The following is a 13,532-nucleotide window of genomic DNA, read 5'->3' on the forward strand; positions in this document are numbered from 1 at the left end:
GACCGCGACGCGCCTAGCCCTTGTCCGGCTTGCCCTTGTCGCCCTTGCCGGAGTTCCCGGAGTTCCCGTTATTCCCGGAGTTGCCTGAGTTTCCAGAGTTGCCGGAGTTGCCGGAGTTCTCCGAGTTCCCCGGGTCCACGGGCTCCGTGACCACCTCGACGGGCGCTGCGGGGGTGTCGATGGGGGAGGTCTCCGCCGGGGTCGACGCCGTGCGGGCGACGACGCCTGAGGCGATGCGTCCCAGCTCGGATGCCGGTGGCGCACTGAACGCCGCGATGCCGGTGACGATCGCTCCGGCGGCGAGAAGCCCCGCGGCGCCCGCGATCACGCGGGTGCGGGTGCGGGTGCCGGGGCGGGTGCGATCGCGGGTCCGCAAGCGGGGTGCGGGATCCGTGACCTCGGTCGCGGGGATCACAGCGGTCGCTCCGGTCGGCGCGGAATCAGCGTCGAGGGCCGACGACTCCGCGTCGACGCTCGCGGATGAGGCGGCGGATGCGGGACGCGGCGGCTGGATTCCGGCGCCCGCGTCTGGCGCTGCGGCGACGGCATCCGATTCCGCGCCCGCCGCCCCCGGTGTCGCGTCGACCGCCGGCTCCGTGCCGGCCGATGCGACGATGGCCGCAGCCGCCGCGGCGACGGCGGTGCCGTTGCTGTTCGCGGCGTAGTCGCGCAGCAGAGCCCGGGCGGCGCGCGCCACCTCGACGGCGGTCGGGCGTTCCTCCGGCTCGAGGCGTGTCATGCGGGTGAGGAGGTCGCGCCATTCGTCGGGAACCGTGTCGGAGATGGTCGGCGGGTTGAGCAGGCGAGCGACCGCCGCCGCGCGTCCGGAAGCGAGGGAGGGGTAGCCGGGGTATCCGCTGAGCGCCTCGAGAGCGACGAGTCCGAGCGAGAAGATGTCGACCGGGGTTCCGGGGTCGGCGTCGCGCAGCTGCTCCGGCGCCATATAGGTGAGTGTGCCGAGTACGATCCCCGGCGTGGTGAGGCGGGTGTCCTCGATGGAGCAGGCGATGCCGAAGTCCGCGAGTTTCGCCGCGACCGGACGGCCGGACCGGGCGTGCGCGAGCAGCACGTTCGACGGCTTGATGTCGCGATGCACGATGCCAGCGGCGTGCACGGCGGTGAGTCCCTCGGCGAGATCGCGGACGATGCGGGCCACGTCGCGCGGCGTCATCGGGCTTTCGGCCATGCGCGCGCCGAGGGTGGGCCCGTCGACGAACTCCATCACCAGGTACTGCGGACGACCGGGCACGAGCTGCGCGTCGTACAGCGTCACGAGCGACGGGTGGCTCAGCGAGGCGAGCAGCGCCTTCTCGGTATGCGCGCGCTCGATCGAGGCGACCGGACCGTCGCTCTCGTGGATCATCTTGATCGCGACGATGCGTCCGAGGTGGGTGTCCTCGGCGCGGTACACGGTCGCCATGCCGCCTCGTCCGACGCGGTCGTGCAGTACGTACCGTCCGTCGAGCAGTGCCGCCGTCGGCGACATCACTTCCAGCGTCATCACTTGCTCCTTGCAGATGCACCCGGGTCATGCATCGTTCGACATAACCACGGCTGACGGGAGTGCGTCATCGGGGTTGACGTATGGACGAAGAAGTGGATGCGGTCGATGATTCGCGTGCTCTCGCGCCGGGCGAGCGCGTGCGCGGAGACTGTCAAGGCCCTCCTCGAGCGTCGGCGGCCTCGGGTAGAAAAGAGTCAGATCGAAAGGATGTGGCATGGCCGCAGGTGACATCGAGACGTTCCAGCGAGACGGGATCTGGTTCAACCGCATCGAGGGCGAATCCCGCACTCTGGGGTCCAGCTTCGAGACCGAGGCCGAGGCGGTTCGAGTCGGTCGGGGTGCCGCAACGGCACGTCAGGTCAAGCACACCGTGCGTGTCGAAGAGGGGCCGTCGGGCACGGGCAACCTCTATGACTGGCACCCGCGCGATCTCATGAACTGAGGGCCGGTGACCGGCAACGACAGACACGGGCGGATGCTGTTGCAGGCGTGCCTCAACGGTGCGCGACCCGCGGCGCAGCATCCTGCCCTCACCGCCGATACGACCCTCGCCGGCGCCGACGCCGCGCGTGCCGTCGCGGCGGGTGCCCGCGAGATCCACGTGCACCCGAAGGATGCCGCGGGCGACGACAGCCTGCGTGCCGCCGATGTCGACTGGTGGGTGAGAGCACTGCGCTCGGCGTGCCCTGGTGTGCAGATCGGGGTGACGACCGGTGCATGGATCGAGCCCGATGTCGGGGAGCGCCTCGTGGCGATCCGCGAATGGAGCGTCCTGCCCGACTTCGCTTCGGTGAACTGGCACGAAGCCGGTGCTGACGAGGTCGCGGCGCTGCTCGTGAGCCGCGGCATCCGCGTGGAGGCGGGCATCTGGGATGCCACCGGACTCGACGCCTGGCAGCGCTCGCCCGTTCACGACGACACGCTGCGGGTGCTGGTCGAGCTGCCTGATGAGGCGGCGGATGTCGTGCGGCGGCACGCCGAGGGGCTCATCGCGCACGTGCGCCTCGACGACCCGGACATTCCGATCCTGCTGCACGGCGAGCAGCGGTCCGCCTGGCCGGCGTTCACCCTGGCGGTCGAGCTGGGCCTCGATTCGCGCATCGGCCTCGAAGACACCCTGCAGCTGCCCGATGGACGGACGGCACCCGACAACGCGGCCCTGGTGCGAGCGGCTGTGGCTTTCATCAACGCCTGAGTCGGGGTCCGGAGCCGGCTCGCCCTGCAGCCTCATCGTCACCCGCCGTCATGCGACTCGCGACCGATCCGCCGCTTCCTTAGGGTGGAAGCTCCCGCTGAGAAGGAGTACGCGTGTCCGAGATCCAGACCCGCCGCGCCGGTGCCGTTCGATGTCGGCTCGTGGGCTGAGGAACGCCTGCCATGACCGACCACCGCGCGCCCGCTGACCCGCATCCGTTCGACTCCCGCACGAGGTTCGACCTCGACCGGCCCGAAAGCCGCAAGTGGAGCCTGCACCCCGGCCACATCGGGGCATGGGTGGCGGAGATGGACTTCGGCGTCGCGCCGGTGATCGCCGACGCCATGCACCGCGCGATCGACGAGGAGAACCTCGGATACCTGTCGCCGCCGCTCGCCGCCCGACTCGGAGACGCGACGTCCGAGTGGATGCGCAGCGAACACGGCTGGGTCGTCGATCCGGAACGCGTGCATCCGGTCTCCGACGTGATGGCGGCCTTGAGGGTTGCCGTCGAGGAGTATGCCCCCGCCGGATCGCCCGTGATCGTGCCGACTCCGGCATATATGCCGTTCCTGACATATCTGCCGACCGTCGGGCATCCGGTGATCGAGATCCCCGGCGTCGACATCGACGGGCGCTGGCACCACGACCTGCAGCGCATCGACGAGGCATTCGCCGCCGGCGCCCGCACACTCGTGCTGTGCAACCCGCACAACCCCACCGGCACGGTCGTGGACCGCTCCGAGCTCGAGGCGCTTGCGGAGATCGTCGAACGCCACGGCGGACGGGTGTTCGCGGACGAGATCCACGCGCCGCTGCGCTTCGACGGGAGACCGTTCATCCCCTATGCGTCGGTGTCCGAGGCGACCGCCGCTCATACCGTCACCGGCACCAGCGCGTCGAAGGCGTGGAACATCCCCGGCCTCAAGACCGCGCAACTGATCACCTCGAACGACGCCGACCAGGAGCTGTACCGCCGCTTCGGGTTCTCGGTGCAGCACGGTGCCGCGACACTCGGTGTCGTGGCGTCGACGGCGGCATATCGGGAGGGCAAGCCGTGGCTCGACGGCGTGCTCGGGTATCTCTCGGAGTCGCGCCGCCTTGTCGGCGACCTCATCACGGAGCACCTGCCCGGCGCGGTGTATCGCGAGCCCGAGGCGACCTACATCGGATGGATCGACACGACGGCGCTCGAGATCCCCGGCCCGCCGGCCGCGTACTTCCGAGAGGAGGCCGGCGTCGTGCTGACCGAGGGCGCGCTGCTCGGGCGGGGATACGAGAACTTCGTGCGGATCGTGTTCGCGACACCTCGGCCGGTCCTGCGCGAGGCCTTCGCGGCGATGGGGGATGCCGTTCGCACTCGGTGACGCGTCGTTCGTCGCCTCGTGAGGGCGGATGCGTGGTCGGTTCCGCACCTCTCGTCGGATGCGTGGTCAAAAACGCACCGGAAACGCTGAGTCCCGATGCGTTTTTGACCCCGTACGCGCCGGGGTCGGTGGGCCGAACTGCGGCTCAGCCCCGGTCGCGCAGCGCCGAGGCGATCCGTTCGACCGCCTCGACCAGCACCGGACGGGGCATCGCGAAGACGAAGCGCGTGTACCCGATCGCGGCCACACCGCATGCGGCGCCGTCCGTCATCGCGACTCCGGCGTGCTCGCGGAACCACTCGCCGAGATCGCCCGTCAGCCCGGTCTCGCGGAAGTCGAGCAGGGCGATGTAGCTGCCCTCCGGCACGACCATCCGCACGCCGGGGAGCTTCTCGTCGACGAGCTGCGCCAGCGTCCGGCGGTTGCCGTCGAGGTAGTCGACCACGTCGTCGAGCCATTCGCGCCCGCCGGTGTAAGCGGCGATGTTCGCGATGACGCCGAGCGTCGATGTGCCGTGTCCGGCCCAGAATCCCAGGCTCTCCCAGAGTTCGGCGTCGGCGTCGTTCGAGAGGATGATCTGCGCGCACTTGAGGCCCGCGAGGTTCCACGCCTTCGAGGCGGAGGTCGCGGTGAGGGTGTGGGCTGCGGCGGCATCCGACACCGAGGCGTAGGGGATGTGCCGGGCCGGGGCGTAGACGACGGGCGCGTGGATCTCATCGGCGAACACGCGTCCGCCGGCATCCGTCACGACCGACGCGATGGCGAGCAGCTCGTCGCGGGTCGCGACGGTGCCGAGCGGATTGTGCGGGTTGCAGAGCACCAGCATCTCGCCGCCGTCGCGGAAGGCCTGGGCGACGGCATCCAGGTCCATGACCCAGCGTCCGTCGACCTCGATGCTCGGCACCTCGATGACCCGACGGTCGTGCATGGGCGGCACCAGCAGGAACGGCATGTATGCAGGAGTCGGCACGATCACGGCCGAACCCGGGGTGGTGAAGTGCTCGATCGCCAGCTCGAATGCGGCGATCACATCGGGCACGTGGTGCACGCGCTCGGCGGGGATCTCCCACCCGTACGAGTCGGAGTACCAGCGCGCCGTGGCCGCCGAGAGGTCCTTCGCGAGCTTCTCGGGCAGGTACCCGGTGACGCCGAGGTCGAGGGCATCCTTCACCGCGCCGGTGATCGCGGGGGCGAGGCCGAAGTCCATCTCGGCGACGAACGCGCCGATCGTGTCGGGGAAGGCCGTCCATTTGACGCTGCCCGCAGCGCGCAGGTCGTCTTGCGTGATCTGGTCGAACGCGGGGGAAGTCATGTCTCAATCCTTCCACCCGTCGGCGACACCGGGCTCGCGCGCGGCTCCGGATGCTGGGAGCGGGCACCGCTTCGGGTGCACAACTGGCCCCGCCTGGAGTCGAGCCGCGAGCGGGGTCACTTCCGCATCCGAGACCGCCGTTTCGGGTGCGCAACTGACCCCGCAAGGGGTCGAGCCGCGAGCGGGGTCGCTTCGGCGTCCGGAACCGCTGTTCGGGTGCACAACTGACCCCGCATGGAGTCGAGCCGGGAGCGGGGTCACTTTCGCACGACCCCGGCACGACCCCACGCCACTCCGCAACACCATTGAGCGTCATCAGTACCCGTGCCAGGATTGCCCCGACTCGGCCCACCGGGGCTGAGACGAAAGGATTCTCATGCAGCTGGCGATGATCGGACTCGGCCGGATGGGCGCCAACATCGTGCGCCGCCTCATGCGGGCGGGGCACGAATGCGTGGTCTATGACGTCAACACGGATGCCGTGCAGGCGCTGGTCGCCGAGGGAGCCACCGGTGCCGACAGCATGGCCGACGTGGCGTCGAAGCTCGAGGCGCCGCGCGCCGTGTGGATGATGGTGCCCGCCTCGCTCACGGGCATGGTGGCCGATCAGGCGGCGGAGGTGCTCGACGAGGGCGACATCCTGATCGACGGCGGCAACTCGAACTACCGCGACGACGTCCGTCGGGCGAAGGCGTTCCGCGAGCGCGGCATCCACTATGTCGATGTCGGCACGAGCGGTGGGGTGTTCGGACTCGACCGCGGATACTGCCTGATGGTCGGCGGACCCGATGAGGCCGTGCAGCGCATCGAGCCGGTGCTGCGCACGATCGCTCCGGGTGTCGGCGAGATCGAGCGCACGCCGGGCCGCACCGGAGACCTCACCCCCGAGGAGCAGGGCTACCTGCACTGCGGGCCGTCGGGTGCGGGGCACTTCGTGAAGATGGTGCACAACGGCATCGAGTACGGCATCATGGCGTCGATCGCCGAGGGCCTCAATCTGCTGCACAACGCGGATGCCGGGGTGCGCGAGGCCGAGCACTCGGCGGAGATCGCTCCGCTGGAAGAGCCGGAGTTCTACCAGTTCCCCATCGACACGTCGAAGGTCGCCGAGCTGTGGCGACGCGGATCGGTGATCTCGTCGTGGCTGCTCGACCTGACCGCTGCCGCGCTCGCCGACAACCCGCAGCTCGACGGTCTCGCCGGCCGCGTGTCCGACTCGGGCGAGGGACGCTGGACGGTTAAGGCCGCCGTCGATGTCGGAGTGCCCGTGCCAGTGCTCGCGGCATCGCTGTTCGAGCGCTTCGCCTCGCGCGATGAAGACAAGTTCGCCAACCAGGTGCTGTCGGCGATGCGTCTGCAGTTCGGCGGGCACCAGGAGCTGCCGGCCGGAGATGTGCTCGAGGCCGGATCGCGCAAGGCGGATTCCGACAGCGCCTGACCGCGTTCTCCCGGATCGTCGAGCGGGGCCCACGGAGGTTCAGGTCCACAACTCCGGAAGAAGCGGGTGCGCCCGGCGGCTCGGCCCCGGATTCCCGGGGAACCGATGCGTCGGCCCGCTCGTTCTTCCGGAGTTGTGAACCGGCGAAACCGCCGCCGTCCGCCCGAGCCGAAGCCCCCGACCCGAGAAAGGCATCCGATGACCGCCGCCACACGTCGAGCCACCCCGCACGACGCCGCCCGTCTCGCCGAACTCCTGCACGCCTTCAACACGGAGTTCGACACCGCGACACCGGGGATCGAGGTGCTCGCCGCGCGGTTGCGCACACTGCTGGGCGGAACCTCCACTTTCGCGGTGCTCGGCGGCGATCCGGCGGTCGGTCTCGCGCTCGTGACCCTGCGTCCGAACGTGTGGTCGGAAGGGCCGGTGGCGCTGCTCGATGAGATGTACGTCGAGCCCGCCCGCCGCGGTGGTGGTGTCGGCGGCGCGGTCCTCCGGCACATGGTCGAGATCTGCCGGGAACTCGGCGTCGCGGCGATCGAGATCAACGTCGATGAATCGGATGCCGCGGCGATGCGCTTCTACGAACGGCACGGATTCAGTGGCGTCGACCCCGATTCCGGCGAGCGGGCGTTCTACTTCTATCGGTCGCTGGAGCTCGGGGACTAGCTGCCGGGGCTAGAGGCGCCGCGCACCCCGGTGGCTATCCTGACGCCATGGATCCTTTCCTCACCATCGTCCTCTTCTACGTCGCCGGGTTCCTGATCGGCATCCTGATCCTGTGGCTCGTGATCTACACGGCCGTGCGGTCGGCCTTGACGTCGCATCGTCAGGCGCTGGCGGAAGAGGGACGACCGGCGCAGCGCTACTCCGGGCGCTGACGAATGGTCTCTGTCACGACCCTCTCGGGGTCGGACGCGGCAGGGCTCGACGGCGAGATCCTCGAGGCCTGGGCTCAGGTCTTCGGCCCGGTGGACTAGCGCTCAGTCGCAGGCGATGCCGTCTCCGTCGCGGTCGAGGTCGTAGATGTCCGAGCCGACGACCTGCACCGGGCCCTGCACATATCCGGGTCCGTCTCCGCTGCCGCCGGCGCAGTCGACGTCACTCGAGATCGGAACACACGCTCCCGTGTAGTTCGAGTCGCACCCTCCGCCACCCTGTTGGACGAGCGGCACGGGGGCGGGAGCGGGCGCCGGAGCCGCGACCGGTGCCGGCGCTTTGCTTCCGACCGCCGTGACCTCGTTCACCGGCTGCACGGAGATCGCCTCGCTGACGACCTCGCGCGACACCTCGACGCCGTCGACCAGAGTCAGGCGATAGGTGATCACCTTCACGCCGTTCACGCCCGCGGCGACGAGCGCCGTGGCGCCCTGGTCGAGCTGCGGGTCGTCGACCGTGGTCGCCGTGAACGGCACGGGCACCTCTTCGGTCGCGGTCTCGAACGTCGTCGGCGTGGGAGTGGGCGTCGGCGTCGGAGCCGACGTCGTCACCGCGGCGAAGGTCTGAGGTTCGGATGCCGTCGGGGCGGTGCCGCTGCTGGCACTCGCGATTCCGCCGCCGGTGACGAGCAGAGCGGCCAGGCCGAGGGCGATCACGCCCGACATCCGCGATCGGAGTCCTAGAGCCGGGAGGGGGCGCGCGATCATGACATAGAGAGCGACGCCGACGACGGCGGTGGCGACGAGCAGGATCGCGATCGGCGACAGGCGGGCGAGCGCGCCGCCGACGACGAGTGCGGCGACGATGATCCCGGGAGTGCGCCAACCGGTCTTGCGCTTCGCGGGTGCGGGTGCGGGTGCGGGTGCCGGCGCGGTGGCGGACGCGATCTGCGTCGTCGCGACAGCCGCCGGGGACGGAGCGGTCGAGGCGGTCCAACGATGGCCGTCCCACCAGCGCAGCTGGTGCGGATTCTCCGGATCGAGATGCCAGGCGGCAGGCGGCTGTGACATGAGAGTTCCCCTCGACGATGAGGCGACGAATCGCCGGCGCCCCCAGAGCGCCTCGACCTGTATATCGGTTGCTGTACCCGGCCGACAAGTAACGATTCACACCGGGCTGCCCGGCTCGGGCGGGAACCGCGGCGGCTGCCGATGCGACTACCGACGAGGGGTGCGTGCAGGCGGCGCGGCTCACTCTCCCCGAACGCGCTCCCACCCCGCCCAGTCCGGCCGATCCACGACACAGAACCGGTTGCCCTCGGGGTCTTCCATGATCACGTAGTCGGCATCGTCGGGCAGGTTGTCCCAGTGCACCTCCCGGGCGCCGAGTACGGCCAGGCGGCGCACCTCGGCATCCTGATTCTCGGTGTAGATGTCGAGGTGGATGCGGGGCGGCAGCACTCGCTCGGAATGGTGCGCATCGAGGGCGATGCAGGGGGCGTCCGCATCGCGCGGTTTCAGCACGACCAGTCGTCGGATGCCGGGTCTCGCTCGACATAGTCGAGGGGGCCGCCTGCCAGAAGCGCGACTGAGCGGGGAGGTCGTTCACGCGGATCACGATCGACACGATCGCAACATGCGGGTCAGGCGGCGTGGGTTCTTGCGCTCTGCATTCATCGCTTGCGCGCCCAAACACAGTCGGCAGCGACCTTGGAGCTTGCTGGCAAAAGCTTTCGCAGCAGAAAGGGCCGGGACTAAGAGTGTCCCGGCCCTGAAGTCTTTGAGCTGCTCGTGATCTGCCGTCTGGTCGCTACCAGTGGTCGAACTTCTTATTCCCCTCCAGATTCGTTGTCAGTGAGAACGTCATACGCGATACGAGCCGCCGTCGGCCCGAGCACCCGCAGGAGGAGACCGATGCGGCGGCCGGCTTCTCGGGCGTTGCGCCCGACGCGTGCAACTTCTGCATTCGATTCGTCCTTTCCGTTCTCGGAGTTGGAGTGAGACTCGGATTTCTTGTCGCTCACTTTGGGCCCCCTTTCGGGGTTGGGGCCGCGCATCTGTATCGCGGCCGGGACTCTCCCTCGTGCTTTTAGTCGCTAGCTCCAGGAAGCTGCACTTCACGGAGGGGAAAAGTCTCCTGAACTCCCTCGAGGGCCGAAGCCACGAGAGCGCGCAGGATGTCGGATCTCGAAACCCGGTAGCCGGCGCCCCGAAGGCTTGCTTCCAGCTTGTCGAGGTCATCAACGAGTGACTGCTCAGCACGAAAGCGAACAGGCACATCCAGCGGTCCGGAAGGATTAGAGATACCCACCTGACCGTAGAGATCCTTTACGTCATTCATCAGACTCGAGCGCCTCCTCGCGTATGGGGGCGGTAGCGCTGGGAGCCTGGTAGGACGGATATATTCATCAGTTTTTCTCCTTGTCATGCGCCGGCCCTTCCGGCGCGTATTCCACTGTATCCCAAGATCCCACGGGGGTCAACGTTGCTCGTACTCTCGATCGCGCGTCGGAGCGTGTCGCAGCTGTCGGAGATAGATGGCAACGCCGGCTTCACAGCCGCGTACTCTAAGTCCCACCCCGTACCACCCACCGCCCGCATCGAAGGAGATCGGCGAGATGAGACCACTGCGCTACTCGATCAACGTCACGCTCGACGGCTGCGTCCATCACGAGGCGGGGGTCGCTCCCGACGAGGAGCTGATGGGCTTCTGGACCGCCGAGATGGAACGAGCGGATGCCGTTATCTACGGTCGAACGACCTACGAGATGATGGAGGGCGCGTGGCGTCGCCCCGCATCCGGAGTCTGGCCGGACTGGATGAGCGAGTGGGAGGTCCCGTTCGCCGAGGCCATCGACCGCGTGCCGAAGTACGTCGTCTCGAGCACGCTGGACGCCGTCGACTGGAACGCCGAGCTCATCCGGGGCGACCTCGCTGACGCGATTCGCGAGCTGAAGCAGCAGCCGGGCGAGGGTCTGTCCGTCGGCGGCGTCACTCTTCCTCTGGCGCTCGCCGATCTCGGGTTGATCGACGAGTACATCTTCGTTGTGCATCCACTCATTGCCGGGCACGGGCCGCGGTTGCTCGACGGGCTGAACGGACCGCTCGAGCTCGACGTCGTGGATCGTCGGGAGTTCGGCTCTGGAGCCGTGGCCGTCACATATCGTCCGCGAACGTGACCGGAGCTGCGAGCGCCTGAGGGCTCCCCGATCTGCGGCCCATCCACAGTGCGGTGAAGCCCGCGTAGGCGCCGAATACCGCCATGGAGCCGAGCACCAGGATCCACGGGCCCAGCCCGTTCGGGTAGAGCAAGCTCATATAGATCAGGAACAGGGCGCTGCCCAAGGCGCCACCGAGACCGGCGCCGACGCTGATCTTCATGCGATCCGCTGGCGCGCCATCGGTGGTCGCCGAGACGCGCTTGCCGATGTACGCGCCGAAGGCTGAGGTCAGTCCGGATGCGGCGCCGGTGACGACAGTCGGCACCACGATGAGCAGGGCCAGCCAGTACCAATTGATCCAGTGTTGGTCGTTCCCGGGGCCGAGCGAGTCGGTGACGTAGGGCACGCCGTGGATGATCAGCATCGTCACGACGAAGAACACGAGTCCGAACACCGTGAGCGCGAGAGTCAACAGGCCCATTCTCAACGGCCCTCGTGTCTCCCTCATCCCGCGACTCTATCCAAGCTGCGCAGCCACACGCGTCGTCGCGCGGAGCCCGCGGTTGCGCCCTCAGCCATTGAGCGGGGCCCGCGAAGCGGCCCGAGACGAAACGCGCCACCCACACCCTCGGTAGCCTGTCCTAGTGCCCCGTCCCCGAAGTGAAGCCGCGCGCCAGTCTGTGCTCGAGGCGATGCGCGCAGCCGTCATCGCCGGCACCTACGAAGCGGTGACCATCGAGGGACTCGCTGAGACGGCCGCAGTCTCCAAGCAGACCATCTACCGGTGGTGGCCGTCGAAGGCGGCGATCCTCGGCGAAGCGCTGCTCGAGGGGGACCTGCCCGGAGCCGACCCTGCCGTCGCGATGAGCGACGACATCCGGGCCGACCTGCACGCCTGGTTCTCCGCGATGTCCGCTGGCATGGAGAGGCCCGAGGGCGTGGCACTCGCCCGAGCGCTGATCGCTGTGACGGCCACCGACCACGAACTCGGGCTCGCGCTCAACGAGCGTCTTGCGGCGCCGATCCGCGCGTGGGTCGCCGAGCGGATCGCGCGCGGACAGTTGGCCGGCGAGATCCGGGCCGACGTGGATGCTGACGCCATCGCCGACCAGCTCATCGCCATGGCGTCGTACGCGGCGCTCATCGGTCAGCCCTTGAGCGCAGAGCGCGTCGAGGAGACGGTGACGCGGCTGCTGCGCGGGATCGCGCGGTAGTGCTTTCGGGCCGCTCGTTGCGAAGCGGTAACGGCGGCAGTTTGTGGCAGGCTCGGCCGATACGTTTAGGCCGATGAAAACTCCATTGCGCCTCGCGACGGCTCTCGCTGCTGTCTTCCTTCTCGCCTCCTGCAGCGCTCCGGCCGCTGACACGACGACCGGCGCGACGTCGGCTCCGACTGAGCAGGTCGAAGAGGCAGAGGAGGCACCTGAGCCCGTCGATCTCGCCGGGGAGTGGAAGCAGACAAACTCCGGGGCAGAAGACAGCTTCCAGTCGGCCACGATCGCGGGGCAGACCATCGAAGTCTTCTGGAACAGCCCCGATATGCAGGCGATCTACTGGGCCGGAACGGTCGAGGTACCGACCGACGGGTCGACGTCATTCACCTGGGATTCCGTGAACGACAAGACCAAGACGGACAACGCTCTCATGGCGTCGAGCGATGACACGAAGACCTTCACCTATGCCGACGGTGAGCTTTCGTATGAGCTCACAGCTCTCGGCACGACGATGACGGTTCGCCTCGCGAAGCAGTGATCGGCTTTCTCTGATGCTCTCGCTGGACTGGATTCTCCGAAGCGCCGACGTCAGGCCCGACGAGGCCATGGTGATTCGCCATGCCTACGTGCGTGAACATGAGGACAGCGGGCTCCAGGGCATCCATGCCGACTCGACCGACGACGAGATCCTCTACTACACGAGCCGGCAGAGTGCGACGCAACGAGTCTTTCCCGTCACACCCCCGCAGTATTGGATCGTCTTCATCCGTGAAGACGGAGGGCGTGCTCGGTTCTGGGCCGTTGTCAAAAACCACGGTGAGGCTTGGAACGACGGCAGGCAGCGCGCTTTCACCCTGACGGTGTCGGAGCAGATGGCCGACCTGCGGAACAGGCTCGTCATCGGCTGGAAGTCTCCCCGCGCCTGGTGGATCAACGGGGGAACGGCCGCTCCGTACCCGGTGCTGGAGATCGCAGATGCCAAGCCGATTCCGTTCCCCGGGTTCGATGGCCTGGTTCTCGACTACCCCCAGCTTCAAGCGGTCATTCGTGACCACCGATACGCGTCGTGGCGCACAGCACTGGCTTCGGTGAAGGGGATATATCTGATCACCGACACGCGCGATGGTCGTCACTATGTCGGCAAAGCCGATGGGGCTGAGAGCATCCGTCAGCGTTGGGCGGTCTACGCCACGAACGGACACGGTGGGAATGTCGAGCTGCGGAATCTCGATCCTTCGACCTTCCGATACTCGGTTCTCCGCGTATTCGATCCGGCGACGCCCGAGCGCGACGTCAACGAGGCTGAGGATCACTACAAGCGTGCGCTTGACTCGCGACGTTGGGGATTGAACCGCAACTGAGCGCGGAGCCGTCGACGAGACGGTCGCTCGGCTGCTGCGGCAACCGCGCGGTAGGCAGTTCGGGCAAAGTCGATGGCGGATAACCTTGCCCTGAGTACTCGA

The 13,532-nt window shown here is 68.1% G+C and carries 15 protein-coding genes; 10 read left to right on the forward strand and 5 right to left on the reverse strand.

Annotated features, from left to right (window positions below):
• Positions 1-13: 13 nt before the first annotated feature.
• Positions 14-1,501 carry a serine/threonine-protein kinase gene (locus tag ACIPV5_RS03145; RefSeq protein ID WP_400339642.1) on the reverse strand — a complete coding sequence of 496 codons (1,488 nt, stop codon included), beginning with the start codon at positions 1,499-1,501 and terminating at the stop codon, positions 14-16.
• Positions 1,502-1,718: 217 nt separating this feature from the next.
• Between ACIPV5_RS03145 and ACIPV5_RS03150 the strand changes: the two genes are divergently transcribed.
• The 3 genes from ACIPV5_RS03150 to ACIPV5_RS03160 all read left to right on the forward strand — a co-directional run bounded on the left by ACIPV5_RS03150 (position 1,719) and on the right by ACIPV5_RS03160 (position 4,066).
• Positions 1,719-1,946: a DUF2188 domain-containing protein gene (locus tag ACIPV5_RS03150; protein WP_053098394.1), complete on the forward strand. Its 228-nt coding sequence runs from the start codon at positions 1,719-1,721 to the stop codon at positions 1,944-1,946.
• Between the two features lie 6 nt (positions 1,947-1,952).
• Positions 1,953-2,699: a 3-keto-5-aminohexanoate cleavage protein gene (locus tag ACIPV5_RS03155; RefSeq protein ID WP_400339644.1), complete on the forward strand. Its 747-nt coding sequence runs from the start codon at positions 1,953-1,955 to the stop codon at positions 2,697-2,699.
• A gap of 182 nt (positions 2,700-2,881) precedes the next feature.
• Positions 2,882-4,066: a MalY/PatB family protein gene (locus ACIPV5_RS03160; RefSeq protein ID WP_400339646.1), complete on the forward strand. Its 1,185-nt coding sequence runs from the start codon at positions 2,882-2,884 to the stop codon at positions 4,064-4,066.
• Positions 4,067-4,211: 145 nt separating this feature from the next.
• Here the strand turns inward: ACIPV5_RS03160 and ACIPV5_RS03165 are convergent, their stop codons facing one another.
• Positions 4,212-5,378 carry a MalY/PatB family protein gene (locus ACIPV5_RS03165; RefSeq protein WP_400339648.1) on the reverse strand — a complete coding sequence of 389 codons (1,167 nt, stop codon included), beginning with the start codon at positions 5,376-5,378 and terminating at the stop codon, positions 4,212-4,214.
• 376 nt (positions 5,379-5,754) lie between these two features.
• Here ACIPV5_RS03165 and gnd point away from each other — a divergent pair, with 376 nt between their 5' ends.
• From gnd to ACIPV5_RS03180, 3 genes are all read left to right on the forward strand, one after another.
• Positions 5,755-6,816: a phosphogluconate dehydrogenase (NAD(+)-dependent, decarboxylating) gene (gene gnd / locus ACIPV5_RS03170; protein WP_400339650.1), complete on the forward strand. Its 1,062-nt coding sequence runs from the start codon at positions 5,755-5,757 to the stop codon at positions 6,814-6,816.
• 198 nt (positions 6,817-7,014) lie between these two features.
• On the forward strand, positions 7,015-7,485 hold the full coding sequence (locus ACIPV5_RS03175) for a GNAT family N-acetyltransferase (RefSeq protein ID WP_400339653.1): 471 nt from the start codon (positions 7,015-7,017) through the stop codon (positions 7,483-7,485).
• A 47-nt stretch (positions 7,486-7,532) separates the two neighbouring features.
• A complete protein-coding gene (locus ACIPV5_RS03180) occupies positions 7,533-7,697 on the forward strand; it encodes a hypothetical protein (RefSeq protein WP_157534255.1) in 165 nt (54 codons plus the stop codon).
• A gap of 102 nt (positions 7,698-7,799) precedes the next feature.
• On the opposite strand, the gene ACIPV5_RS03185 is transcribed toward ACIPV5_RS03180, so the two are convergent.
• Positions 7,800-8,765: a G5 domain-containing protein gene (locus ACIPV5_RS03185; protein ID WP_400339656.1), complete on the reverse strand. Its 966-nt coding sequence runs from the start codon at positions 8,763-8,765 to the stop codon at positions 7,800-7,802.
• A gap of 180 nt (positions 8,766-8,945) precedes the next feature.
• Positions 8,946-9,218: a VOC family protein gene (locus ACIPV5_RS03190; protein WP_400339659.1), complete on the reverse strand. Its 273-nt coding sequence runs from the start codon at positions 9,216-9,218 to the stop codon at positions 8,946-8,948.
• 1,094 nt (positions 9,219-10,312) lie between these two features.
• Here ACIPV5_RS03190 and ACIPV5_RS03195 point away from each other — a divergent pair.
• Positions 10,313-10,873: a dihydrofolate reductase family protein gene (locus tag ACIPV5_RS03195; protein WP_400339661.1), complete on the forward strand. Its 561-nt coding sequence runs from the start codon at positions 10,313-10,315 to the stop codon at positions 10,871-10,873.
• Here ACIPV5_RS03195 and ACIPV5_RS03200 read toward each other — a convergent pair.
• A complete protein-coding gene (locus ACIPV5_RS03200) occupies positions 10,851-11,363 on the reverse strand; it encodes a hypothetical protein (RefSeq protein WP_400339663.1) in 513 nt (170 codons plus the stop codon). The genes ACIPV5_RS03195 and ACIPV5_RS03200 overlap by 23 nt on opposite strands.
• Positions 11,364-11,499: 136 nt before the next feature.
• On the opposite strand from ACIPV5_RS03200, the gene ACIPV5_RS03205 reads away from it, so the two are divergent.
• The 3 genes from ACIPV5_RS03205 (at position 11,500) to ACIPV5_RS03215 (ending at position 13,430) form a co-directional block, all read left to right on the forward strand.
• Positions 11,500-12,069, forward strand: coding sequence for a TetR/AcrR family transcriptional regulator (locus ACIPV5_RS03205; RefSeq protein WP_400339666.1), 570 nt, complete (start codon positions 11,500-11,502; stop codon positions 12,067-12,069).
• 73 nt (positions 12,070-12,142) lie between these two features.
• The gene (locus tag ACIPV5_RS03210) at positions 12,143-12,607 is read left to right on the forward strand and encodes a hypothetical protein (protein WP_400339667.1); all 465 of its coding nucleotides are present in this window, start codon (positions 12,143-12,145) and stop codon (positions 12,605-12,607) included.
• A gap of 13 nt (positions 12,608-12,620) precedes the next feature.
• On the forward strand, positions 12,621-13,430 hold the full coding sequence (locus ACIPV5_RS03215) for a GIY-YIG nuclease family protein (RefSeq protein ID WP_400339670.1): 810 nt from the start codon (positions 12,621-12,623) through the stop codon (positions 13,428-13,430).
• Positions 13,431-13,532: the final 102 nt, after the last annotated feature.

The organism is Microbacterium sp. NPDC090014 (assembly GCF_044748285.1).
GTDB lineage: Bacteria > Actinomycetota > Actinomycetes > Actinomycetales > Microbacteriaceae > Microbacterium.

Coding starts and splice junctions, on each gene's coding strand:
- ACIPV5_RS03145 (WP_400339642.1), bottom strand. CDS start 1,501: ATGACGCTGGAAGTGATGTCGCCGACGGCGGCACTGCTCGACGGACGG.
- ACIPV5_RS03150 (WP_053098394.1), top strand. CDS start 1,719: ATGGCCGCAGGTGACATCGAGACGTTCCAGCGAGACGGGATCTGGTTC.
- ACIPV5_RS03160 (WP_400339646.1), top strand. CDS start 2,882: ATGACCGACCACCGCGCGCCCGCTGACCCGCATCCGTTCGACTCCCGC.
- ACIPV5_RS03165 (WP_400339648.1), bottom strand. CDS start 5,378: ATGACTTCCCCCGCGTTCGACCAGATCACGCAAGACGACCTGCGCGCT.
- gnd (WP_400339650.1), top strand. CDS start 5,755: ATGCAGCTGGCGATGATCGGACTCGGCCGGATGGGCGCCAACATCGTG.
- ACIPV5_RS03175 (WP_400339653.1), top strand. CDS start 7,015: ATGACCGCCGCCACACGTCGAGCCACCCCGCACGACGCCGCCCGTCTC.
- ACIPV5_RS03180 (WP_157534255.1), top strand. CDS start 7,533: ATGGATCCTTTCCTCACCATCGTCCTCTTCTACGTCGCCGGGTTCCTG.
- ACIPV5_RS03185 (WP_400339656.1), bottom strand. CDS start 8,765: ATGTCACAGCCGCCTGCCGCCTGGCATCTCGATCCGGAGAATCCGCAC.
- ACIPV5_RS03195 (WP_400339661.1), top strand. CDS start 10,313: ATGAGACCACTGCGCTACTCGATCAACGTCACGCTCGACGGCTGCGTC.
- ACIPV5_RS03200 (WP_400339663.1), bottom strand. CDS start 11,363: ATGAGGGAGACACGAGGGCCGTTGAGAATGGGCCTGTTGACTCTCGCG.
- ACIPV5_RS03210 (WP_400339667.1), top strand. CDS start 12,143: ATGAAAACTCCATTGCGCCTCGCGACGGCTCTCGCTGCTGTCTTCCTT.
- ACIPV5_RS03215 (WP_400339670.1), top strand. CDS start 12,621: ATGCTCTCGCTGGACTGGATTCTCCGAAGCGCCGACGTCAGGCCCGAC.